The sequence below is a fragment of the Thiorhodovibrio frisius genome, from assembly GCF_033954835.1.
Classification (GTDB): Bacteria; Pseudomonadota; Gammaproteobacteria; order Chromatiales; family Chromatiaceae; genus Thiorhodovibrio; species Thiorhodovibrio frisius.
The window spans coordinates 3307085-3331088 of record NZ_CP121471.1 but is presented as its reverse complement, the minus strand read 5'-3'; the positions used below and the strand labels follow the sequence as shown (position 1 = coordinate 3331088).

Annotated in this window: 15 protein-coding genes; 3 read left to right on the top strand and 12 right to left on the bottom strand. The window is 58.3% G+C overall.

Annotation, left to right across the window (positions count from 1 at the left end):
• Positions 1–66: 66 nt before the first annotated feature.
• From Thiofri_RS15205 to Thiofri_RS15195, 3 genes are all read left to right on the top strand, one after another.
• Positions 67–555 carry a helix-turn-helix domain-containing protein gene (locus Thiofri_RS15205; protein WP_143741818.1) on the top strand — a complete coding sequence of 163 codons (489 nt, stop codon included), beginning with the start codon at positions 67–69 and terminating at the stop codon, positions 553–555.
• Positions 556–661: 106 nt separating this feature from the next.
• Positions 662–1234 carry a Crp/Fnr family transcriptional regulator gene (locus Thiofri_RS15200; protein WP_009146893.1) on the top strand — a complete coding sequence of 191 codons (573 nt, stop codon included), beginning with the start codon at positions 662–664 and terminating at the stop codon, positions 1232–1234.
• A gap of 341 nt (positions 1235–1575) precedes the next feature.
• The gene (locus Thiofri_RS15195; RefSeq protein WP_083848391.1) at positions 1576–2202 is read left to right on the top strand and encodes a lytic transglycosylase domain-containing protein; all 627 of its coding nucleotides are present in this window, start codon (positions 1576–1578) and stop codon (positions 2200–2202) included.
• Positions 2203–2310: 108 nt separating this feature from the next.
• Here the strand turns inward: Thiofri_RS15195 and Thiofri_RS15190 are convergent, their stop codons facing one another.
• The 12 genes from Thiofri_RS15190 to Thiofri_RS15135 form a co-directional block, all read right to left on the bottom strand.
• A complete protein-coding gene (locus Thiofri_RS15190) occupies positions 2311–3990 on the bottom strand; it encodes an ATP-binding domain-containing protein (RefSeq protein ID WP_009146895.1) in 1680 nt (559 codons plus the stop codon).
• A 216-nt stretch (positions 3991–4206) separates the two neighbouring features.
• Positions 4207–4950: a hypothetical protein gene (locus Thiofri_RS15185; RefSeq protein ID WP_009146896.1), complete on the bottom strand. Its 744-nt coding sequence runs from the start codon at positions 4948–4950 to the stop codon at positions 4207–4209.
• A gap of 16 nt (positions 4951–4966) precedes the next feature.
• A complete protein-coding gene (pglZ, locus tag Thiofri_RS15180; RefSeq protein ID WP_009146897.1) occupies positions 4967–7009 on the bottom strand; it encodes a BREX-3 system phosphatase PglZ in 2043 nt (680 codons plus the stop codon).
• Between the two features lie 76 nt (positions 7010–7085).
• Positions 7086–10046 carry a DEAD/DEAH box helicase gene (locus Thiofri_RS15175; protein WP_009146898.1) on the bottom strand — a complete coding sequence of 987 codons (2961 nt, stop codon included), beginning with the start codon at positions 10044–10046 and terminating at the stop codon, positions 7086–7088.
• Positions 10043–10732, bottom strand: coding sequence for an RNA ligase family protein (locus Thiofri_RS15170; protein WP_040854499.1), 690 nt, complete (start codon positions 10730–10732; stop codon positions 10043–10045). The genes Thiofri_RS15175 and Thiofri_RS15170 overlap by 4 nt, the downstream gene beginning before the upstream one ends.
• Positions 10729–11259 (bottom strand): hypothetical protein, encoded by a 531-nt coding sequence (locus Thiofri_RS15165; protein WP_009146900.1) that lies wholly within the window; start codon positions 11257–11259, stop codon positions 10729–10731. Before Thiofri_RS15165 ends, Thiofri_RS15170 begins: the two co-directional genes overlap by 4 nt.
• Complete coding sequence (locus tag Thiofri_RS15160) at positions 11256–12659, bottom strand: AAA family ATPase (RefSeq protein ID WP_009146901.1); 1404 nt, start codon at positions 12657–12659, stop codon at positions 11256–11258. The genes Thiofri_RS15165 and Thiofri_RS15160 overlap by 4 nt, the downstream gene beginning before the upstream one ends.
• Before the next feature lie 2 nt (positions 12660–12661).
• A complete protein-coding gene (locus Thiofri_RS15155) occupies positions 12662–15457 on the bottom strand; it encodes a DNA methyltransferase (RefSeq protein ID WP_009146902.1) in 2796 nt (931 codons plus the stop codon).
• Complete coding sequence (locus tag Thiofri_RS15150) at positions 15450–16541, bottom strand: PDDEXK nuclease domain-containing protein (protein WP_223296655.1); 1092 nt, start codon at positions 16539–16541, stop codon at positions 15450–15452. The genes Thiofri_RS15155 and Thiofri_RS15150 overlap by 8 nt, the downstream gene beginning before the upstream one ends.
• A 38-nt stretch (positions 16542–16579) precedes the next feature.
• Positions 16580–20332 (bottom strand): DUF6079 family protein, encoded by a 3753-nt coding sequence (locus tag Thiofri_RS15145; protein ID WP_009146904.1) that lies wholly within the window; start codon positions 20330–20332, stop codon positions 16580–16582.
• Positions 20333–20393: 61 nt separating this feature from the next.
• Positions 20394–20864 carry a BREX-3 system P-loop-containing protein BrxF gene (gene brxF, locus Thiofri_RS15140; protein ID WP_009146905.1) on the bottom strand — a complete coding sequence of 157 codons (471 nt, stop codon included), beginning with the start codon at positions 20862–20864 and terminating at the stop codon, positions 20394–20396.
• A 440-nt stretch (positions 20865–21304) separates the two neighbouring features.
• Positions 21305–24004 (bottom strand): DEAD/DEAH box helicase, encoded by a 2700-nt coding sequence (locus Thiofri_RS15135; RefSeq protein WP_009146906.1) that lies wholly within the window; start codon positions 24002–24004, stop codon positions 21305–21307.

Genomic DNA, 24004 nt, shown 5'->3' with positions numbered 1-24004 from the left:
CCCTCTATTTCCCACTATATTACTTGGGTTTTATAACCTGATATGGAGGGAACGCTCGTGAACGGCATGATCTTGCCAATGACCGGAAAGGCCCGGTCGGAACTGATCCGGCGCGCCCGGCGGGCCAAGGGGCTGACGCAGCGCGAACTCGGCGAACAGGTGGGGTTGCCACAGTCGACGATCTCGCAGATCGAGACCGGAGACATTTTGGTGGATTTGACTTTGTTGCCACGGATCGCGGCTGTCTTGGACATTGGCGGCCAGGCATTGCATCGCCTGCTCGAGGCGAGCGATGGCCGACGCTGGCGCGCGTGGGTGTGGGCGTCAAACCGGCCGCCGAATCAGAAACTGGTCTTGCTGGCACTGACCGATGGGGCCGACGGGCAGGCCGACTTAGCTCAGTTGGAGGCGTTGACCGGCCTGAACACCGGCACCCTGCGCGCGGCGGTCGAGGAGCTGGCGCGCGTCGGTTTGTTGCATGAGGCCCGGGATCGGTTGAAGCAAGGCGAGCCGATCATCATCGCTGGCCCGTCGCCGGGTAGGTGCACCCCATGAGCCAGGCGACGGTGACACGGTTGCAGCCGCGGCCCGCGCGTCTCACGGCGGTGCAGCGGCGCTTGGAAGCCTATGGCGAGGTGGTCGAGCTGATCGCCGGGAAACGTTGGACCCAACGATCGTCCATTTCTGCGTCGGCTTCATTCTGACCGGACGGCTTGAGCTGAGCTGGCGCGATGGCAACAACGAGAAAGCCTTCTATCCAATCGAGACGGGCGACTGGTTCAGCGTGAACAACCTGTCCCTGCCGCAGCCGCCAAGGTTGGTGTGGTTCCGGGCGACCTGTTTCACTCGGGTGCTGGCGATCGAGGTCGAACGGCTGAATGCCTTGCTGCTGGGTGAGCTGGCCGATCTGGATGGCCCCCTGCACCGAGAGGTGATGCGGTTCTATGCCGAGCGCTGGTCGGAGCTTGCGGCACGCTATCACCGCTCGCTGTTCAATCCGACCGACACCCTGGTGCTGGATGCACTCGACGAAGCCGATTCGTGGTCGTCGGCCATGTCCCATCCGGAGGGAACCCTCGTCAAGGTGGGTCGGGATGACTTGGCCAAGCGCATCGGCTGCACGCGCGTGACGGTCAGCCGGGCGTTGTCGCGGTTAGTTGCCGATGGTCGAGTGCGTCTCGAAGGCCGCAGAATCCTGCTACTCGGGCATCAAGGACGCGGGGAGGCGGCTTGACGCATCGGCTGGCTGCGCTGCCGGTCTGGTTCAATGAGAACCGGGTCGGCGGCCGGCCAACTTGTCTCGGCATCCATGGGCCGGATGTCCGGTTGGTCGCTGAGCGGCGTGTCCATCAGTTCTGCTCGGTCATCGACGCACCTTACCCGTCGGGAAAGATGCTCAAAATGCGCGTCATTGCCGGCTGCTTGCTTGGCAAGGCCCTGGTAGGGTCGGGGCCTTGTCAAAACTGCGAGCAGACATCAGCCGTGAACCCAGTATTTGAGCCGCAATCCCAACCGGAGAACTGGCGAATACCAGCGCCATTGTCCGGGAGTAGGGCACCTCTCGGTCGCCAAGCCATGGCGGCTGTTTCCCTGGCCGTGTTGTTGATCAGTCCCGTTTCCGGGATGGAACACCCGCTGCAAGAGCTGGGATTCGAGCGCTCGCTCAACCAATGGGAGCTGCGTCGGACCTGGCAGCAACAAACCAAGGTGGCCAAGCCTTCACCGGGCAATCCGCAAGAAACCGCCAAACGTCCAGTTCCGCAGATTCGTCGGATCAGCGCCGTCGCTTTGCTGAAACCGATCTCAGGGTCGATTAAGATCCGCCGGGATCGCTATGTCGCGATCATTCTCTCCGAGGCCAAACGGCACAGGGTCGACCCCAACCTGGTCCATGCTGTCATCCAAGCCGAGTCCGCCTATCGGCCAAACGCCAAGTCTCCGGCCGGTGCCTGCGGCTTAATGCAGCTGATGCCAGCCACGGCCCGGCGCTTCGGTGTGCGGGACATCTGGGATCCGGAGCAGAACATCGGCGGTGGCGTGGCGTATCTGCGGTTCCTGCTTGACCGCTTTGCGGGAGACATCCCGCTGGTGCTGGCCGCCTACAACGCCGGAGAGGGCGCGGTGGCGAAGTATGGCAACAAGATTCCGCCGTATCGGGAGACGCGGGAGTATGTCAGAAAGGTGATGGGGTATTTCGGTTGAGAGGTGACGAAGCAGAATCGGCATTGCCACCGGATCATTCGCTCCATCATCCACCAAGCTGGTGCCGTCCTCAGACCAAAGCACCGGCTGGATGTTGTCGATGCACGGTCAAGCCAGCGGCAGAATCCGCTCCCGCACCACCGGATTGCTCTCCGCGCAGACCACATCCAGATGCACGGTCGCGCGGGTGAGCCCGCAGAACAGCACCTGTAGCTCGCGCTGAAGATCGCTATCGCGCGGATCGACATCGACCAGAATTACCGCCGCCGCCTGCTGGCCTTTGAACCGCCGCACGGTGTCGAACAAAATCTGCCCGTCAGAGTAGATCTGATTGCCGAGTAGATCGTAGGTATTGGTAAAGCGCCTGACAGTATGATTCCCGACCCGCGCAGAGTCCTTCAGCGCCGTGCTGCCGACACCCCGGCAGGAGAGAATCGCAATATCCTGCGGCTGAAAACGCTGCTTTAGCCGTTGTCCGACCAGGCGGCCGACCAGCTTCGGCTGCTCACTTGACTCCTGATAGGGCGTCACCTGCACCTCCAGCCCCGGCAGATCGTTCGCGCCGGTGAATGCAAACTCCGGCAACGCCTGGCGGATAAAGCGCGCGATGCTCTCTGGCGAACGGTAATTCAGCAGCGACTGGTAACCGACAAAGTCCTGCTCCTGCAACGCCATGGGCGTGGTCGAGCGGACATTCTGATTCGGGTCCTCCAGCCACAGCATGGCCGCCTCCTCGCGCAGAAACAGCCGCACCGCCTCGAACCAGTCGCCCTCGAAATCCTGCGCCTCATCGACAATCAGCGTATCGAAGCGCCAGTCATCTGCCGGCTCCTGCGTCAGCGCCTGTTCCTCCACTTGCTTGGCCGCTGCTGTCCAGAAGGCCGGATCAGTGCGCATGTCATCGAAATTGAGCGGCGCACCACGCGCGCGCAGAAACTGATCGCAGAAGCCATACCAGGTCTCCACCATCCCGCCGCGCCCGACCAGATGCTTCAGCCGCTCCGCCAGCGGGCGGTTGAAGCACAGCAAAAGCGGCCGCTGCCCGCGTTCCAGACAGTCATCGAAGAAATGCCGCGCCACCAACGTCTTGCCATTGCCAGCGGTGGCCAGCACATGCAATCGCAGCTGGCGCATGCGGATATTGGCCAGCACATCGAGCAGCCCGTGGGACAAGCGGGTATAGCGCCGCTCCTGCGCACCGATATAGGCATGCACATCCGGCACCACCTCGAAGGTCTGGCGGAAGAAGCCCGCCACCTGCTGCGCGCGCGCATCCTGGCTCGCCGGTCCCGGCGGCAGAATGGCCTGAATGCGCTCGGCCAGGCGCTCGCGCTGCGGGGCATCGACAATGCGCTCGGCATCCAGGCCCGGCGCCGTCAGCTGGCGAACAGCATGGTCCGGGCAGTAGATCAGATACTCGAGCTCCAGGCGCTGCTGCTTGCCGAGCTGATAGGTGAACTTGTCGCGGATACTGTCGAGCGAGCGCTGAATCTGCTCGCCGACATTCTTGCGGCTGTCGCCACAGTGCTTGATCAGCTGCCCATCGGCTTCTTCCAGCGGGCCGTTTTTCTGCTCGATGCACAGCACCTGCCCGGCGCGGTTCAGCACCACAAAGTCGATCTCGCCATAGAGGGTGCGACCCTTGTACTGGCGTGTCCAATGCACCCCATGGAAGACGGTGTAGGCTGCGGGTAGGCGATTTTGCAGGACGGCGAGGGTGGTGATCTCCGGCTCATGGGCGCCGCTCAGGGCGAGGCGTGTCAGGTCGGAGGGGATGATGGTGGCCATTGTGCTTTGCCGCTTGTTTGATACTCAGGGCTTGGACCGCATGCACTCAGGGCATCTACCGCCAATGAGGGCGCGTGGCTTTTGCACTAAACGTGCATTCTCGGAATATTCGGTTTAGAGTTCGCGGCCATCTTGGGCGTTGGCTGTCATAAAGCAACGTCCATTTGGGAATGTTCAGCGGCAGCCTCGTCGCGAGAAGTGAAAAAATGAAGCGCATCATCCTGGTTTTCGGACCAACATCTGATCATCCAAAGCGCCGTGGACGACATCCAGTCGGGCGCGGGACTCGGAGAGCAGCCCTCCCGAGAGAAGGGGGAGTTTGAAGGCAAAAAATGCCGGCTCATTCGCCAGTCGGGCCAATGAGGCTTTCCCCTCCGGACTCGCTAGCAGCGCGGACTCATACAGCAAGAGTGCGAGTCCCCGATCATCAAAGGCGATGGGGCTCGATTGTTCGTAGCAACCCTTGACTGGGGCATCCTGGAGCACGCCCCAGTCAACGAAGGAGCGAATGACAAAACGCGCGTAACGGCTCACGGTTTGCCGGTCGCCATAATTTTCCTTCAGCCGCGCGACGATCTGCGCCTGGGTGACCTGATCCTGCAGCGCTAGCAAACGTCCGGTCTGGCGGGCGATATTGAACCAGAAGGGGTAAGCAGCTGAGATCATGGCCCAATGCAGTGCCAGGCCACTCTTGGGATCTTGGCGCAGTATCTCCAGCACGGCTGCGCGAAAAGGACCAAGCTCGGCATCGGCGGAGCACCAGATGGTCATGAGGTTATTGACGGCAAAAGCCCGAGTCTGGGCGCTGCGTTGGCCATCGGCTTCCCGATTGAGTGCCTCGTGCAATTCCATGCGAATCGACTTGGCATCCACGCCAGCCAACAGCAGGTTGGCCGTGCGCTGCATCCAGTCTAGGCGAATGACCTGTTTGATGCCGATGGCCTGGTGACGTCCGTTCATGCGCGCGCCGCTCCCTTTACCCTGCCATCCGCCGCTCGAAGCGAATCAGCGGGACGATGACCTCCTCAATCGCCGCGCCGCCATGCCCAACGATGGTTTCCCCTTGAGTAACGAAGGCATGCCGATCACCGGCCAGCAACGGGTAATAGTGCTCTGGTAGACCAATCGGCGGCCATTCGCGCGCAAAGGAATAGGCTTGCGTGACCGGGGAACGCAGTACAGGTGATGGATACACCCGCACCCGTTCGCCGCGCGTTTCCGCCACCACCCCCTCGTTGGGCCGCCCCTGACCCTGACATTCCAGGTTGCCATGATCGGCGGTCAGCCAAACGGCAAAACCCCAGTCGAGCAATTGATCGATTAGCCCAGCGAGAAAGCCGGTTTGGCACCACTGCTGGATTTGCTGATGCATGCCGGCCGCGCCAAGCTGCATCCCATGCATGATCTTATCGACTTTATCGACAACCAGACCGACCGCGCGCGTCTTGCGCGGATGGATCAAATCGCCCAAGACGGAGCGCGCATCGCCGTCGCCCAGACCCCGCTGAAACGCCAGGTCCAGCCGCGAAAGCCCCTGGCTTTCCCAGAACTGCGTCCATAGCTTCTCCTCACGATGGGTGCTGTGGATGGAATCCGGAAAGGCGCGCGGCGGTTTGCCGGCGAAGATGGCTTGCCGGGACACCGACGTCAGGGTCGGAATCCAGGCGAAGGTCGCCGACTCGCGCATGACGAGCGCCGGGATTTGCTGGTGCAGCAGCGGACGCAGGCCGACCCATTGATCCAGCGCCAGTCCATCGACCACGATCAGCGCCACCCGCTGGCCGCCCGGAGTCTGCGGAGCTTGCTCCATCTCCCTTGCCAGCCGGCGCGGCATTTGATGCAGCATGGCCGGTTCGGTTGGCGGCAGGTTGATGAGACTGGCATAGTGGTCGGCAAGCCAGTCGACAAAACGGCTGTTGATGGTCGTGGCTATTGTCTGCCATTGCCGGCGCGGCTCGGTTTGGGTGCTGGCGTGAACCTTGGCGCTCAACTCAGCCCACAACAAGGCGAAGCTGATCCAGTCGCTATGCCGGGCATCCGCGGGCGGACATTCCTGCGCGACGCGGTCAAACAGTCGCGCCATGCGTATCGCCTCGTCATCGACCGCAGCGCGAACAAGACCGCTGCGCACCCAGGAGTCAGACGGCAGCTCGATGTTGTTGGTCAGGATGGGCGTGAGCCGACCTTCAAGAAAGAGATTGTCGATATAGACGCGGATATCGTGATGATCGAAAGGCAGATGGTCAGGGCCGGGGTATTGGAATCCGCCTTGACTGGCGACGGGCACCAACCTCGGCTCGGCGACCTCATCACCCTGCGCCAAACCAGCGACAAAGACCGGCCAGCGTTCCTGCATGAAAGCAAAAAAGGCCTCCGCGTCGGGCAACAGGTGCTCCAACGGCCAGTCGCTGAATCTGGCCTGGGCTTTAAAGACCGCGATCAAGCGTTCAGCCAGCGCGGATGGCAGGCGCGGGGATGCCGAAGATGACAGGTTGGAATAATGCAAGCGCAGTAATGCGCGCAACAAATCCGCGTCGGTGGTCACCAGCTCCGCAGCGACGCCAAAGACGTGTCGGAGGATAAAATCCCGCGTTGCATTGTCACCCAGGCGATCTGAAGGTCCCTGCTGTTGGGCAGCAAACAGAGCATCGAGCAGCCCCCGATCCAGCGTCTCGATGACCGGATAGCTCAGCTGCGGGAAAATGGATCCTAAGTCGAATGCCAGCGTTCGCCCGGCCTGAAGAAGATCGAACGGCAGCGACTCCAGATTATCGTCAGCCGCGCGCAGGATCACCACCAAGTCTGTTTGCTCGCCACGATCCCAGACCGACCGATAACCCGACTCATAGACATAGCGAAACTCAACCGGATCGGTGAACTCGATCAGCTCGAATCCGCGTTGGCGCAACGCCACCGCGAGTCGCTCTTCCGTCAGCAGCGCATCCGGATCGGCGACCAGCGTCAGCTTGCTCAGGTTCGGCACGAACTCCTTGAGGATCTGGTCGCGCCAGCTAGGCATTCTTGTATTCACTAGGCGCGAGCGGTTTGACCGCAGCCTGTCCCTTTCCAACAATCAGGGGCGCTGTCAGTAGCAGTCATCTTTCCTCCGGAGTAATGCGCAACGCCAGCAAAGGGCGAATGTCGGGCATCAATGCGCGCGCGGTTTCAAGCGCCTGACGCCATTCGGATTCTTCGGCATCGCAGCGCGTGCGGCGGTAGTGCCGCACCTCCGGCAGGCCAAGCCGTTCAATCGCACGGCGCCGCGCACTGAAGGCGGTTTGGCCGCGTTCTTCCTCGCGGCCTAAGGCGTCGTGGTGCGTCTGGCGCAAGGTGTCGAAAATGGTCTGCCCAGCTTCTTCGGCGGCAGTGAGCAAAGATGCGAAGGCGATTCGGGAGGCGTCTTGGTCGAGCGATGAACGCACCTCGGGGTCGGTGCTGACCAGCGTGTCCCAGATGTGGCGGGCAGTCGGCAGGAAAACCTGTCCTTCCTGATTCAGGAACAGGCTGAACCAGTCGCGGCGCATCGGCGGAATGCGCAGGGATTGGTGATATGGCTGGTCGGTTGGTTGGACGCCGGCGTGAAGGCGGATCTCAAACAGCCCCCAAAGCCCGGAGATGCTGGCTGGCAGGCCGCTCACGGCGACGCAAGGCAATGGCTGACCTGGCGCGACCTGCGGCAGGTTCATGGCCAGCCCACGAACGCGGCTGTTTTCAGGATTGAGCAGGGTTGCGTCGGTGAGACGATCCGCCTCTCGGGCGCTGAACACGGCTTTGCGATGCTCCTCGCCGTCCGGCCAGTTCAGATCCCACCAGGAGCGCTTGCGGGTGGCCGCACCTCCATGGGAGTTGATGTAGGCTACCGTCATCCGCTCCACCCAGTGGGGCAACGGATGCGAGCGCAGCCTCTCAGCCGCCTGCACATCCGGTTCTTCGGAGAGGCCATAGATGGCGGAGGACTCGCGCACCTGCTGAATCTCATCGCGAATCCTGGCCACCGTGTGATCGACCGAGGTTTCGATGCCGTCAGGATTCACCAAGGCCTGCGCGAACACATCCTCGAACAACTCACCGGCCTGGGCGGAGTCGAGCACGTCGCCGGTCTTGTCGATGCCGAATTCTTTCAAGATCACTGAGAGCTTTTGCTCCAGCACTTCGCGAACACGAAACTCGACCGAATCTTCAAATACGAAATTGATTGCCCTTACCGCTTTTGGCTGGCCGATACGGTCCACGCGACCGATTCGCTGTTCCAGCCGCATCGGGTTCCAGGGGATGTCGTAGTTGATGATAATGTGGGCGAACTGCAAGTTCAGACCCTCACCGCCTGCATCGGTGGAGACCAATACGCGGCGCGATTTGCGGAAGGCATCCTGGGCTGCCCCACGTTCCTCCATGCCCATGGAGCCGTTCAGGGTGACCACCGAGATTCCCCGGGCTTCCAGAAACTCTTTTAACATCTGCTGGGTCGGCACGAACTCGGTGAAGATCAGCACCTTCAGGTCCGGTTCGTTTTCCTCGGCTTGCAGCGTGTAGATCCTCTCGATCAGGGCCTCGGCCTTGGCATCGGGGCCAGCCTGTTCACAGCGAACCGCTGCATCCAGCAGGGTTTCCACATGGCTGCGTTCGCTCTGCAGAGCCGATACATGGGATTTCAGCAGCGCATCGAGCAGCTCCTGGCCGTCCATGTCGTACAGCTCGGCGATGTCATCGTCTGGGCTTTCCGATCCCTCCGCGCCATTTTCAAGCTCACTCTTTTCCAATTCTAGGAGGCGCAGGCTGGCTTGTTGCTCGCCATCCTTGAGCGCCCCGAGTCGCCGTTCCAAGGTGGTGCGAATCGCCCGGGTGCTGGAGACCACCAGGCGCTGCATCAGAATCATCAGAAAGCCGATGTGGCGCTTCTTCTCGCGCAGAGCCTGGTTGTAGCCCTCGCGCACATAGTCAGTCACCGCCTCGTAGAGAAGCTGCTGCAGTTGGTGACGGCTCTCCCAGGCCACCGGGGCCATCTGCGTCCGCCGGGGTTTGAAGAGCGGCTTGCCGTCGGCATCGATGGCCTTGCGCTTCTCGGTACGGATGACATACGGAGCCACCCGGTCGCGGGAGACGCTGTCCGTATCCGGAAAGGCGTCGTCATCCAGCAGGTTCATCAGGCGATGGAAGGCATCGGTCTTCCCCTGGTGGGGGGTCGCCGAAAGGAGCAGCACATAGGGCGCGGCCTCGGCCAATCCCCGGCCGAGTTTGTAGCGTGCGACCTGATCGGTGCTGCCACCCAAGCGGTGCGCTTCGTCCACGATCACCAGATCCCAACCGGCGGTCACCAGATCCTCGAACCGGCTGCGGTTGTATTCGGCAACGCGCTCGGCGTTCCAACCGCGCCGCTTGTCCATGGGCTTGACCGAATCCAGAGAAACAATGACCTGATCGAACATCGACCAGGCTGATTTCCGGTGGTCCGGGCTCTTTCCAAATTGGGGGGCCAGGCGTTGCAAGGTGCCGATGTCGTCGCCCAGCACGAGCTGGAACGGCTCGTTGAAGTGGGTCTGCATTTCCGCCACCCACTGGGTAGCGATGCCTTTGGGCGAGACGACCAGAATTCGCCGAACCAGCCCGCGCAGCTTAAGCTCGCGCATGACCAGCCCGGCCTCGATGGTCTTGCCGAGGCCCACCTCGTCGGCCAGCAGATAGCGCACGCGGTCGCCGGAGATGGCCTGGGACAAGGCGTGGATCTGGTGCGGCAGCGGGATGACATTGGATTCCATGGGGGCCAGCAATACATGGCCGTCGGTGGCGCTGCCGCTAGAGAACAAGCTGCCTTCGAGCACCTCGGCAACCTTGGCTGCTGCGGCCACATAGGCAATCCGCCCGGCCTCGATCTCCGGCTGCAGATCGGAACTCAGCGACCGCAAGGCGGAGCGGGGCACGCGCACCACCGCGTCCTGGTTCGGCAACCAGACACGGCACACCGTCTGCCCCCACAAGGTCTGTTCTTCGAGACACAAGCAGGCGCTGTTATGAACGGTGCTGTATCGCCACTCCTGACCAACGCTGGAAGATTTCATCCTTGAACCTCCAGTCTCAACCGATTCGGCCTGATGGCGGAACGCGACCAGTGCTGCTCGACCGACTGAATAAATGCGGAACGAACAATCTTGGCCCGCTGTTCAAGCCAGTCACCGTGATCAATCCGCAGATAAATCCCTTCAGCAGGCTGATTGGTCAGCTTTGATTGCGATAAGAGTTTTTGAATTTCAGAATAGGTGAACCGCCCGCGTGCAATGTCTGGAACCTTGGAGATATGCATCTCACCTAATAGCCGATCTCGGAGTGCCGTGGCCAGAAAGTGACCTGTCTCTCGGTCATAAATATCGAAGGCCAGAAACCAGTCGGGCAAGCGATCATAGAAAATCGAATGCTGGGCATAACACCACTCGCCAAACAGGAGATACCGGTCAGAGAGGTGCTCGAAAAGCGTATCCGTGTGGAGCGCCAGCCATTCGCCGAGTTTTTTCCACTGTCCCGAGCCGGGCAGAAGCAAATAACCCCCCCTGTTCTGGGCGCGGATATTCCCATTCGTATCGAACGAGAGACCCAGGTTCGCGCCGTCTACTTTTTCTTCTACAGTCACCTCATGCGTCAGGAATTCATCGCGTTCTGATTCTGTTAGAACCTTATCACCCCTGATGTCAACCCATGGCATGGTCGCCAGATGAGGCGTTGAAGGAAATTTGAAAAAATCCTCTTTCACGACCCCATCTTCTCGGCATATTTCGCTTCGACGTATTCCGGGCAAAGGAACTGGACGGTGATCCCAACCTCAGCTAGGGCATCCTTCCATCCCCACCACTTGCTATCTGTGGCCTGCAATATCGGCGGCTTCTCCACGTGGGCGTTAGCTACGGCAACAAACTTTCGGTCCGATCTGTCGAAATTGTTCAAATCGTCATGCGCGGGAAACTCGTCGTATGAGTCGCCATTTCTGGTGATGGTCACTCGTTGGGCTTCAGGCAGGCTCCAGCGATTATCGTGAACCCATTTCATGAAGCGGTCCCCGACGCCAGGCTGTCCCTTCATGGAGAGGTGCTTGCGGTATTCATCAAAAATTTCGTCTCCCGTATCGATAATCAGGCCGCGCTTTTTAATGGCATGCTCAATCGCCTCGACACAGGCCAGCACACAGGCATCGGATACATCAGATTCCGGGTTTGCCTGGGTGGCGAGATTGGCCATTTTGGGCACATTGGTATCCACCAGGCATTGTTTCGGCAGACTCATTCGCAGGCCTCCGATTTTTTGGTCTTCTGCATCCTTTTTTTCATGGCGGCCTTGGCTTGCTCAGTAATGTCACCCATTTCGTCGCCGAAGAAGTTCTCCGGCCAGTTCTGGATGTTGCCAAAGAGATCGATTTGCAACGGCTCAAGGGTCGCGGGCGTCCTGGCGATATTGGCGAAATAGGCCGATACCTTTTCCTGCGGGACGGCATCTTCAGCGATACGGCGCTGTAGACGGCGAAGGAAATGCTCCGAGTGGGTTTCGATAACCAGCTGAATATCCCTGTCTGCTCCGTTTTCCCTGGAGTTGATGACATCGATCATCACATCGGCCAGCGCCGATTGCGCATTCGGATGCAGGTGAATTTCCGGCTGTTCCATGAGGATGATCGACCCAGGCGTGGCATAAAAACACTGCACCAGAACCGGAAGCACCTGGGAAATGCCAAAACCAACGTCCGGGAGATCGACCCAGTCCCTTGATCCCTTGGTGCGAACCTTGACCTCGTACTCCTGCCGCTGTTCCGATATCGGGTTGACCTTGAATTCCTCGATCAGTCCCATTTCCTTGAGCTTGAGAGCAATGATCTCCTCAAAAGGTTTGGCTGGCCGTTTGTAACCCAGACTGATTTTCCGGTTTCGCGCCGCCAGAATCGCCGCAACGGTATTTTCCCCCGCATAGCCGACACTTTCAGGCTCCATGCCAGTCCACGAATACAGGCGTTCCGCCTTGGTGCGCAAAGGGCCAAGATAACAGATAGATTGGTATAGCTTTTCATGGCGCAGGTTCAATGCTTGAACGAAATCCGCGTTCTGGTGATAAGCAACCACCTCATCCGGAAAACCGTAAAACCGAACCGGTGCGCCGGGATACCAGACTCGCCCCTGCTTGCGTTTCAGCGTGTAATTGGTTGCATCGACTCTGTACTCAGCTTTGGTGTCCGATTTTCGCTCCATGCCGATGGACAGCCTGGATTCCTCCTCTGCAAGGAGCTCGTATTTCAGTTGATCAAGCGCAAGGGTATACTGGTCCTTATCACCTAAACCAACTTCGGCATGAAAAGAGAGGTTGTCACCAGAAAAGGACTGACCGGTCACTGGATCTTTGAATTTTAGTAATTCCGGCAATGACCACCGATAGTCGAAGGTGATCTTGTTTTCCGGATCGCGGTGAAAGACCATCTCCTGATAGGAGCCGAGCTGAACCGCCGAATTCTTTCCGCCCGGATAGAAAACCGCCTTTCTATCCGGCGACTCCGCAGTTTGCTTCAGCATCATCAGAAACTGACCGATGCTCGATTTCCCCGAGCTATTGGCACCGAAGAACAAGGAAATGGGAGCCAGGAGGATGGTGCCGGTATCCTTCCAGCCCTTAAAGTTTTGTATTCGTAATTGTTTGAGCATAATTATTCCCCTCCCATACGTGTGACTGCCTGGTCGTACCACATGAGCAGCTTCGGATCTTCTTCCAGGACGTTGTGGGGGATCTTGTCGGCGATCTGGATGATGGTTGCGTAATCGCGATTTTGCCATGCGACTTTGAAGCCGACTCTGAGCGCCTCGTTTCTGAAACGGTCTTTGCTCGTAAATCGCTTGCTGCGTTGCTTGATTTCCTCAAATTCCTTCAACAAGGCTTTTTCCCGAAGCAGATCTAAATCACCCTGCTTCTTCGGGTCGGGCACATACCAGCGGTCGCGGGCCTTGGCGATCAGGGTTGGGTCGTCCTTGGGGAGGTTGCGCAGTTCTTTCCAGTTGGTGGACAGGTAGGCGTGGATTTGCTCGGGCACGGGGCCTTTGCCGTCGTAGCAGAGGAAGTTCTGGTTTAGCAGTTCGCGCAGGTCGAGTTGGGCCTCGTTCTTGCTCCAGCCACCGAGCTGCTGCATGAACTGCGGATTGATGTCGGAGAAGGTCTGCGGTTTTTCCTTGATGAGTTGGCGGAGCCACTGGATGGCGGATGCTTCGTCGGAGACGAACATCGAAAGCTGCTGTGGGGCACCGGGGGTCATCTTCTTGCGGTCGTATTCGGCCACCTGGTCCGGCAGGAAATACATGCCGTCACGCTCGATAAAGCGCTGTGCCAGACCTATCTGAAATTCCAGGCTGGAGATCGGCACCGGGAATCCCTTACGGACATATAATGCGATCATCTGGTCGAACAGAATGCGTGGATCGCGCTCGGGCACCATTAAAAGCAAAACGCCCTGTCGTTTAGTGACAGGTAGATACTTCAAGTGCGTGCGGACAAAATCCCACACGCCTTCTTCGGTTTGCGCCTCCTTTTTGAAGCGCTCCTCAAAACCACCATTTGGCTTGTATGCCGAGATGACGAGGTCTTGTTTGACAGCGGTTGGGGTGGTAACGGCCTTGAAGCTTCCCTGTTTCTTGTCCAGAGCCGATACGTTGGCCACGATGAAACCGGCCTCAGTGAGTGCAGTTTGGATACTGTTCCAGACAGAAGCCTTAGTATTTGAGAACTCGACTGTCATCCATCTTCCTGGCTTGAGCACACGATAGGCTTCCTTGAAACAGGCCATCATCAGTTGACGATATTCATTTGCCCCTTTGTTTTGGACGCTATTCTCTATTGCTTCAGGTTTGTTATCTGTCGCAACTTTTATCCAGGATTCCCATAAAAAGTTGAGTTCAGAATAATTGAGATTTGAACCAAAAGGTGGGTCAAGAAAGATATAATCTACAGAGTCTCGCTCTATTGTTGTGTCAGAAGAGTCAGTGCACATGCATATATTAGGACTCTCGTATTTTCCGGCAAATCGCAGCCAGTCCTTATAGATCGCCAACCGTCTCTCAATAGCGCCAAAGATAGGGTATTCGTGTGTTATTGACGGAACATAAAGAGTTCCCGAGGTACCTGCCGTATGTTTCCCTCTTGGAGCCCAGCGGAACATTTTAGTCAATGTTCTGATTATCGCGGTAACGACGAACAAGGTCCGATCAAAATGTGTTTTGTCTATTGTTGATGCCAACGCATACAAATTGCGTTTCGTATAGAAATGGTGAGCATGGGTGATGCCAATAGGGTCGTTTCGGCGAGTTTCCTTTCCCTCCATCATCCTGACAGCGGGATGCCAATACGGGATATTTAACCCGTTTATTCTGTCAATTAGATTTAGATCATCTCCATCTGGTGCTTTTTCAAAGCGCTTACCGTTTACAGAATAGTTGATGTGAACAGGAACCTGCTTCGCTTGCTGGACTGTTTCTCCGATTGAACTATCATATGAGGACTGCCATGCGCGCTCCATCCCGCGCTTTGTTAACTCTGCTGAGCAGTGTGGGCATGACATATTCTCGCGTACACAATCGTTTTCTTTATCGACAGCAATATCCCAGAATACAATTTCTTTTGAACAATCAGGACAAATAAACACATCGGACCAAATTGTGAAATTGATCTTTCCGGTTCGACCATCCGAATGCTTGGTCTCATACATCCATCCGCATTCCTTCTCCACCTCTTTGAGAATGCGCTTTGCCTCTTTCTCAAATGCTGTTACATCGACTGGCGTATTGTAGTTGTAAGCAATAAATGTGGCCGCTGGCGAAAGGTCGTTCAGCACAGCCCTACGAGAGCCCAGTTTTGAAAACGGTCGCCAAACTTTTTTGCCATCTTCATCCGCCTCTTCCTGCAAAATGGTGCCGTCAGGCTTCACCTGGTAGCCGAGAGACATGACCACTTCACGGTCGCTGCACATCTGCGCCGCTACCCCTGTCATGCCGGTTCCACAGAAGCCGTCGAACACGATATCCCCCGGCTGCGTATAGTGGAGGATGTAACGCATGATGGCCTTGTGCGGCACCTTGGTGTGATAAGAGTGCGCGTTGTAGATGGGGTCGTTTTTACCCTCGCTTACATCGGCCGCAAAGGGTTCCCGGTGATAGTGATAGCCCTCGGGCTGTTCCGGCTTTTGCGCCTCCCACTCGGCGATGAAGTCGGCGATCCACGGATTCGGGCAGGCGGTGTAGTACGGCGGATCGCTTAAGGCAAGGATGTCCTCGTCGCTGCCGATGGGAAAGCCTTCGATCTTGCGGAACTCCGGGTCCTGCAGCTTCTTGCGCAGCTCCTCGGTAAAGTGGGCGCGGCGGCCTTCGTCATTCTCGAACGTCATGCCCAGACAAGTCACCGGGCCGGAGGGTTTCTGCTCTGCGGTATCGTTCAGCTCCAGCGTGTTTTGCTTACTCATGGTCGATCCTTTGCATTTGCTGTTCGATGAAGCGTTCCATCTCAGCCTTTTCTGGAAGTTCCAACTGGTATTTGGAGACAAAGAGGTGACTGTCCATGCCTGCCAGCGCGTATTCCACCAGGGCGTGGTTTTTGTCGGTGCAGAGCAGTATGCCGATGTGCGGGTTATCGCCTTCGCTCATCATGTGCTGGCGGTACCAGCTCACGTAGGTATTGAGCTGACCGATGTTTTCATGGGTGAAGTGCTCTAGCTTCAATTCGACCAGGACATGGCATTTGAGGATACGGTGGTAGAAGACCAGGTCGATAAAGAAATGGTCATCGCCGATCAGGATGCGCTTCTGCCTGGCTTCGAAACAAAAGCCATGACCCAGTTCCAGCAGGAAGGCTTCGAGTTTGTCGATGAGTTGGTCTTCGAGGTGAGATTCGCTCATCACCTCTCTGGATTTGAGGCCGAGAAACTCAAAGACGTAGGGATCGCGAATGACCAGTTTCGGCCTATTCGCTTCGGCGTCCTGATTGGCCAGTTCGGCAAGTTTTTGTTTGTCATGCGACAGGCCGGAACGTTCGTAGTAGAGGCTGGCGATCTGGCGTTTCAACTCACGCACCGACCAGTTTCCTCGGATGCATTCCGCCTGGTAGAAGGTCCGCTTGGTTTCGTCATCCAATTCAACCAGGAGCTTGAACATGCTGTAGGAAATTCTGGAAACCAAATTTTCAGGCGGGATGCCGGATTGTGCCGACGGCGTCGGCACTTTCTCGGTCGATGCAAGGGACTGGGGTAGAAGCGGTCGCAATTGTGCCGACAGTGTGCCCACAATTTGGGGATAGGTGCGATAAAAACGCAAGTAGTCGTAAAGCTGCCGTCGATTGCAGTTGCTGATATCGCTCAGTTGAGCGGCCAGCTCCGACAATACCTTTTCGCCATAAGCCGCACGGTCAGCGCCATTGAGTTCGTATTCAGCGATGTAGCAGCCGATCAGCCAATTGCGCAGCGTCAGTCTGACGTTCACCGCTCGGCTGGCTTGCGCCGCCAGATCTTCATGAGCCTGCCGGATGGCGGCTACCAGCCGCTTGAAATCCATCCTGTCCATATCCGGGGACACAGTCATTCGCTGCTCCATTATTCCAGCACCATCCTAACCTTGGCCGGGTCCTTGCCCTTGGTGAGCTGATCGATGTACTCCTCAAAGCGTTTCTTCATCTCCATCGGGGTGGCCGGGCCGTCGGTCACTTGCAGAGCCTGTTGCAGCGCTTGCGCCTTGACGGTGACCTTGACCAGACCGGAGAGCACTTCCTTCAGGGCATGGACAAAGTTGCTGTCCAGCGGCACCGGCAGTTCCTTTGAGTTGATGAAGGCTTCCAGCGGTTCGCGGTCGTCGATTTTCAACAAGTTCATGTTGGCCTGGGTGATCGGATCGTCCAGATTGCTGATGATGGTGGAGGTCCAGGCCGCTACCATGGCGTCGAGTTGGGTGTCCATCTGGTCGATCATCTGCGCGCCTGCCGAAGCAAAGGTTTCCACTGAGGGCCGGAACCCACAGTGCGGACAGATGGGCGAGGCGTCGAGGTTTTGTTCGGTCAGGGCGAAGCAGCTCTTCAGTCCGGCCAGGCGGTTTTGGTAATCGGTGAGCTGCTGCCGGGGCATCAAGTCGATGCCGGCCAACTTGAGCAGGGTTTGCTGGCGCTGGTCATTGAGCAGTCCGGCCTTGCGCTTGTCGTCGTTCACGCCCAGCCGGGCCTTGGTGTGCAGGCCGATATAGGCGACGCTGTAGTCCTTTTTCAGGGTCGAGAGCTTGGCGCCAATGGACTGGGACTGGCTGGCCAGTTCGGTCAGGTCGGCTTGCTTGAGGGCATCCAGCACGGCCTGCCGGGTGGTCTTCATGCGATTCACCCAATCATGCTCGGCGGGCAGCACCGCCTCGGCGGTGGAGAGCCAGGACGCCGTCGGGCTGTGATCCATGATGAACTCGCGCAGAGCATCCAGTTCATCCAGGGCCTTCACGGCCTTTTCATGGGCCAGCACTTCGGGTGCGCTGTAGCGGAAGTTTTTCAGCTTGCCCGGCGAGGAGTAAGCCTGGAGCGATTCAAAAAAGCCCTTGGCCTCGTCCAGTCCGCTGGCCTGGCTGGCCAGGTCGGTGCCCGCGAGCAGGTCCAGCCCCCAGAAAGAAAGCCCCTCGCGTAGGGTTTGCTGGGTCATGACGAGGCGCTTGACGACCTTGCCCACCGCCTGCTGCAAGTTTTGCACCGGCTCGTCCTTGCCCTGGGTGACAAGCTGGGCCATGCCCGGTGTTGTTCCGTAGGGGCCGAGCAGCTCGAATAGGGCCTTGAGCGCCGGCAGATTCCATTCCTTGGGCTGCTCCAGGTGCTTGAAGCGTATCAGCTCGTCAATGCTGGTCGCGGCCAGCGGTTGGAGTCCGGTGGCGTCAAACTTTTTGCCTGGGATGGCGAGCACGATGTCGCCGGAATAGACCAGCGATGCCAGGATGACCACCACCCATTCCGGCTCAAGCCGACCGCCACCGGGGTTCATGTATTCGAGCCCGTGGTCGTCCTGGATGATCTCGCTGCGGTTGACCACCTGGCCGTGGCCCTTGGCCTTGACGGCATCAAGGATGAATTTGCTGTACTTCGACTTGTAGGGGTCGATCTTATCACCATCGAGCAGTTCCAGGGCGTCTAGTACAGACGCGGCTTGCTTGGTGGGCTGCTGTTTTCCAGCGGGGCCGGCGATGGCGCGCAGGGCGTCTTGCGCGGCCTGGGCGCGGTTGTTGCCGGTGATCAGCACTGAGAAGAACGGGTAGTCCGGAGCCTGATTCTCGAAGCTCGGGGCCAGGCAGACACCGGCGACGGTGTTGACCAGATCGCGGAAGTTGATGGTCTCGTCGGGCGACAGACCGGACAGGTCGCGGATGGACTTGCCCTTGGCCCACTCGGTCATGGACTTGGCGCGGCCCTGATAGGTGACCTCAAAGGCCTCGGCCATGTGTTTTTGCAGCCACTGGACCAGTTGTTTCAGGGAGCCATTGGCTTTCGCTTCATAGGTGGCCTTGGCGTGGCCGGAGGAGGTGGCGGCAAGGTCTAAAGCGGCTGCGTAGCTTTTCAGCGCGGTTTGGAAGTCTTCGTCGGTGCCTTTCAGGCGGAAAAAGACCTCGTCACAGATTTTGTCGTCCTTGAAGCGCGGCGGATCGAAGGGCTGGATGAAATAGAGGTAAAAGTCCCGTTGCGGCACGGCGGTGGAGCGTTCATTGGGCGCGCCGAAAAAGAGGTAGCCGGCACGGGTGGCCATGCGCTCTTGCCAGGTCAGCTCGTGCTGCCAGATTTTATAGCCGGTCACGTAGGTGGCGTCCTGGCACTCCATGACCCGCTTGAGGGCCTCGTAATAGAAGCGATCGAGCTGCCCCTGACCGAGGCTTTCGGCGCGTTTGTCGATCAGGGCGTCGAAGTCGTCGGTCTTTTTGAGGTCCAGATAGTACTGGTGGTTGTCGGCATTGTAGGAGATGAACTGGCCGCTGACGGTCTTGTGGATTTCGCGCAGCACGGTCTCGACCTGGGTTTTCAGATCCTCATCCGGCTCATCGCTGCCGAGCTCTTCCACCATGGGGTCGAACAGGCACAGGCGGTCACGCAGTTCGGTCGCGGAGGCGCCCATGGGGGCATAGATGTCGCCGTGGGTGAGTCGATGAACGGATAGCGCATGGATCAACCGCAGCGCCATGGGTTTGTAGTGCTTGCGCGCGATGGCGTTCTCGATGCGCGATTCGAGAACCTCGCTGCAATCCATGACGGCGCGAATGTCGGGAATGGAGCGGTAGGCGCGGTTATGGGTCAGCGTTTTCCAGTAGCGATCGAAGGCGATCAGGCCAGGTTGGTCCGCTGGCACATCGCGCGTGAGAATGTCTTTCATGCCGGCGGACAGGGTGTTAAGCGCTTGGCGTTTTTCCACCACCGTGACCCGCTCGAAGGTGTCGATGTAATCGGGGTGCACCGGGAAAAGTCGCACGAACTCGTCCATTTGCTCGTTCATGCCACCGTAGAACTTGGCGAAGGGCGATAGATACTCGCGGATTCTGGCCTGTTGTTCAGTGGTTTTTCTCAGCAGCCGCTCGGCGACGACGAATTTCACGTCATTGCGGGCAATCGGAATCTGTTCGAAGCGGTCCTTGACTCTGCGGATGCTGTCGGCGACGAAGGCGAAGCGGGGGCTGTCGAAAATGGCTTCCTGCACGCCAGCGATGAAACGAAAGCGCAGGTTGCGGCAGACCTCGCCGACCTCGCGCAGGAAGTTGAGGTCAAGAATGAGCTCCTGATCCTTGCGGGTGCGCAGATAATCCAGCAGCTCGTCGACCACCAGCAGCAGGCCTTGATCAGGGAAGACCTCGGCGAACCGAGCCATCATGTCCTCGAAGGCGCCCTTGTGGCTGACGATGGTGCTGGCGTCGGGAAAGACGTAATCGACGCCGAGTTTATCGAGATGCTCTTCCAGCTCGGCGACTAGGATGTCGCGCAATGACATGGTGGTGGCGCCAATCTCGGTGCGGATGACCTGGAAACGTCCGGCGATTTGCGCGGCGGCCTCGCGTACGCTTGCGTTTTTCAGGCCGTCGAGCAGGGAATCATCGGCGGCCACGCTTGAGATAACGGACATCAGGTGGGATTTGCCCGTGCCGTAGTTGCCGATCACCATCAAGCCTTTATTGTCGAGCGGCTGGTCGAATTGCAATTGTGGAATGGCCAGCGAGGTGAGCCGCTCGGCCATTTCATCGGAAATGACGTAGGTGCTGACCAGTTGCTGCGCCGTGCTTGACTGGTCGGCGTCACGCAGTTGGATGACGGACTCAATCGGATCGAATTGGATCAGCTCGGCGTACTTCATGCGGATAGGCTCCGGGGCAAATTCTTAGGGTGATCAGGCAGACAGGACCACAGCGTTTGGCTTATTCCAGGCTGACGATCAGCGTATCGACCGCGTCATAGCTGCGATACTCTGGGTGGCCAGGTTGGGCGTAGATGAGCTGACCGCTCGTGTATTGACCATTCCAGGTCGCCAGGAGGCTGCGATTGCGCGCCATGTGCTGAAGCACGCGCAATGGGTCCTGTGCCAGGCTTGGATCAAACAGCAATTCGGTGTTGTCGAGCAGCACCGGCGAGGTCTGTTCGGCGGCGATGGTATTGAGTGTCGCCAATAGCCGCAGCGACCGCTGCTTGGGTGTCAGCTCCAAGAGCGTTCGGGACAGTGTCAGGTTGAGGTTGATAACCGGCCGGTCGAGCTGTTGTGCAACCTGTCTGAGCACGCCTGACTTGCCCGCTCCGAGCGAACCGACCAGCAATACCAGTCGATAGTAGAGGCTTTCGGCTGTGGCGAGTGCCTCCAGGATCTGGGCAGCGGTGGCTTCAGTTGTCGGCATGTGGTTCATCCTTGGGATGCCGTTTGGTTGGTTGCGGATCAGCGGCGGAAGAGGACGGCTGCTGTTTAGCTATCCCTCTGGAGTTGCTACCGTTGCGATGCTCGCGCAAACATCGAGGTTGTGCAAGATTCTTTTGTTTGTAGGGAAATTCCCTACAAATCGCCACGGGATGAAGGTATAGACGCTTTTGGTGGTCGCCGCCTAGCGGCCAAGGAGCACATGCCATCGTTCATCTGGTTGAATATAGCGTGTTGAAACCTTCCCGTGCCGAGCGGCCATTGCTTGGCAGCACCACCATCCATTGGATGTCGCCCGGCCAAGCCGCTCGGAAGGTGACGGCTCCAGCCGACCACACCCGGCTTTATCCCGGGGTGGGTATTGGGGCGGGCGGCAACATGATCGATGCGACGCTCGGGAGGACGCGCAATAAGGCATTGAGTTTATGATGCGGGCCAAAGCAATCCCAGGGGCTGATGCTCCGGATGCTTGAAAGGAAGGCCGAGAGTCGTCAACGACAGACGCAATCGCTCAACACCGAGGTTGTAGGTCTGCTCAAGGATGCTCTTGTCGATCGCAACTGGAGAGGCAAGAGTCTTCTCCCGAAACCTGGTCTGATTGAGAATCCGTAGCAGATCATCATCTGTCACGACCTCAGGAGAAGCGTCTTCGAGAGGCACGACGACACCGAAAATGCGACTGCGCAAGGTGCCAGATGAGAGCGTGACCCGGTCGATTACCTTGGCAATGACTAATGGATGCTCCAGTCCATCAATCTTGGCCAGAACGGCTTCCTGCTCCAACGCCTGTGCAATGGCATTGTTGAATGCGGCATGGCCAACTCCGATGACCTGAGCATCCGCTTCACCGACAGACCGTTCACGGCTGAAGACGACGTTCTTGTAGTGCCGATTGACGGCCGGGCTGGTGAGCCAAACGTCGGGCGTTTTGAACGAGAGACGATCCTCACTCCAACTCAGCCGGCGCTGATTCTTGACCAGCATTGCCTCGAAGAATGCACGCAGATCCGGCAAGTCCAATGTCGGAATTTCCTTGAGCCCCTGGCAATCGAATTTGGCTACGTTTCCAACAAGGGCCTTGACGGTATCGAGGGCGGCAGAGCCCCCAAAGGTCTTTGTCTTCTCATCGAACCAATCGGCTAATCGCTCTCGCGGAACACTGTTGGCCTGAGAGAACAGTTCGGTGAAGAGGCTCTTATCGGTCATGCCAAGGACGAGCTGAAGCAGGTCCTCGGGCTCATCCATGGCCGACCCGAGGGCCTGCATGATGTGGCCGAGTTTGGCGTTGAGCTTGTCCCAAATCAGCGCTTCGACGGTTTCTTCATTGCGGACTGAAACCACGTCGACGGGGTACTTCTGGCCATAACGATGCAAACGGCCAACGCGTTGGTGCAGACGCATGGGATTCCATGGCAGATCGACATGGATCAGGGTGTGGCAACGATGCTGAAGATCGATTCCCTCGCCACCGGCTTCGGTGGAGACGAGAAAGCGGATCTGGCCGGCATTGAACTGCTCCGCCGCCGTTTCGCGTGGCACTGACATGCTCTGCGGCCGGCCGCTGGTATCGATCACCCCTTCAATATGCTCGTCGCCATTGATGAACGTGACGCAGCCCTCGCCGTACTGGCGGATCAAAGCGCTCATCAATAAGGATTGAGTGGCCTTGTATTCGGTAAAGAAGAGAACCTGCCGATCCGCAAAATCCGACTGCATGACTTCCATAATGCGCTCGACCTTGGTCTCGTCTGCGACGGCATCAGCTGCATCGACAAGTGTGCGTAGGTGCGGAATCTCGTTGGCAAGCAATTGGATCGAGGCGGCAGTGTCCTCGACCGACAGTTCATCAAGCGCTTGCTGGAGGTCGAGCAGGTCAGCGTCGTCCTCAGCAGAAACAAGTTTTGAACTCTGGGCTAGACGTGCTTGCTCTTCAGCCAGCAGCGTCTGGAGTCGCTCCTTCTCTCGTGTCAATCGTGCGAGGCGTCCCTTTAGGGCCTTACGGATTGCCGCAACCGAGCTGGAAGCCAATTTCTGCATGGCGATCAGCACGAGCATCACCTGCTTGCCTTCGTTCTTCGAGAGCGTTGAGGCATAGGCACGGCCGCTGGCGATGAAGCTCGTCAGATTGCTATAGAAGTCCCGCTCGGCATCGTTATAGCGATAGGTGGTGGGGTATTGATGGATTGGCTTGAACAGCTTGCGACCCTGCATGTCGACCACAGACTGCTTGTTGTTGCGAATCAGAATATCCCGCAGATGCGGGATCTGTTCCGCATCGGGGCGATCCGGGTCGAACAGATCGGGGCGCAGCAGATGAAGCAAGGCCCAGAAGTTGTAGGGCTTTCCCCGGTGCGGCGTGCCCGTGAAGAAAAGCGCAGATTGGATCTTGCCATGCTCCATCAACTTTCTGATCAGCGCATAGCCCAAGGTGGCGCCCTGATGCTCGTCGGCGTTCAGATGATGAGCCTCGTCGACGATCAACAGATCCCAAGGCTCGGCGGACAGAAGCCGATCATGACGGCCATTGTTATTCTGGCGCAGTGTCGGGAGGGATGCGACAACCTGGTTGTTGCCGTTCCAGTAGTCCGCCTTGGGCGTGTCCGCAGCGCTCATATAGGGTGTCAAACGGATGTCGAACATGGTGCGCAGACGGAACTGCCATTGGTCCACCAAGCCGGCCGGACAAAGAATGAGTATGCGCTGGGTCAGTTTCTTGCTGATCAGTGGCCAAAGGATGAGTCCCGCTTCGATGGTTTTGCCCAGTCCGACGTCATCGGCGATGAGTTGGCGCGCCGGCCACTGCCTCAGTACCTGATGACAGACCCAAAGCTGATGGGGGAGCAGGGCGATCTGAGACCGGGAAAAGACTCCCCATTGGTCGTTGACTGACAAGATGGCTGCCGCTTGGAAGTAGGTGATCGCATCGATTGCCGGTGACCAATGACCTTGGCGGATGTCCTTGTCGATCTGAGGTCCAGGTCGGAGCGAGGATTTCTCGCATTCCTCCAGTCTTTCGTCGAAGCGCACGACGGCCGTGGCGCCTCGGTCGACGATGACCGTACCTCGGCCCAAGTCCTCATGGACAACGACATCATCAGTGTTGAGTGCAACAGCGGCATCCAT

What these genes read in the sequence shown, in the direction of transcription:
- Thiofri_RS15150 (WP_223296655.1), bottom strand. Translation starts at nt 16,541, where the DNA reads ATGGATTTCAAGCGGCTGGTAGCCGCCATCCGGCAGGCTCATGAAGAT.
- Thiofri_RS15145 (WP_009146904.1), bottom strand. Translation starts at nt 20,332, where the DNA reads ATGAAGTACGCCGAGCTGATCCAATTCGATCCGATTGAGTCCGTCATC.
- Thiofri_RS15175 (WP_009146898.1), bottom strand. Translation starts at nt 10,046, where the DNA reads ATGAAATCTTCCAGCGTTGGTCAGGAGTGGCGATACAGCACCGTTCAT.
- pglZ (WP_009146897.1), bottom strand. Translation starts at nt 7,009, where the DNA reads ATGCCTAGCTGGCGCGACCAGATCCTCAAGGAGTTCGTGCCGAACCTG.
- Thiofri_RS15155 (WP_009146902.1), bottom strand. Translation starts at nt 15,457, where the DNA reads ATGAGTAAGCAAAACACGCTGGAGCTGAACGATACCGCAGAGCAGAAA.
- Thiofri_RS15165 (WP_009146900.1), bottom strand. Translation starts at nt 11,259, where the DNA reads ATGAGTCTGCCGAAACAATGCCTGGTGGATACCAATGTGCCCAAAATG.
- Thiofri_RS15195 (WP_083848391.1), top strand. Translation starts at nt 1,576, where the DNA reads ATGGCGGCTGTTTCCCTGGCCGTGTTGTTGATCAGTCCCGTTTCCGGG.
- Thiofri_RS15160 (WP_009146901.1), bottom strand. Translation starts at nt 12,659, where the DNA reads ATGCTCAAACAATTACGAATACAAAACTTTAAGGGCTGGAAGGATACC.
- Thiofri_RS15190 (WP_009146895.1), bottom strand. Translation starts at nt 3,990, where the DNA reads ATGGCCACCATCATCCCCTCCGACCTGACACGCCTCGCCCTGAGCGGC.
- Thiofri_RS15135 (WP_009146906.1), bottom strand. Translation starts at nt 24,004, where the DNA reads ATGGATGCCGCTGTTGCACTCAACACTGATGATGTCGTTGTCCATGAG.
- Thiofri_RS15185 (WP_009146896.1), bottom strand. Translation starts at nt 4,950, where the DNA reads ATGAACGGACGTCACCAGGCCATCGGCATCAAACAGGTCATTCGCCTA.
- brxF (WP_009146905.1), bottom strand. Translation starts at nt 20,864, where the DNA reads ATGCCGACAACTGAAGCCACCGCTGCCCAGATCCTGGAGGCACTCGCC.
- Thiofri_RS15205 (WP_143741818.1), top strand. Translation starts at nt 67, where the DNA reads ATGATCTTGCCAATGACCGGAAAGGCCCGGTCGGAACTGATCCGGCGC.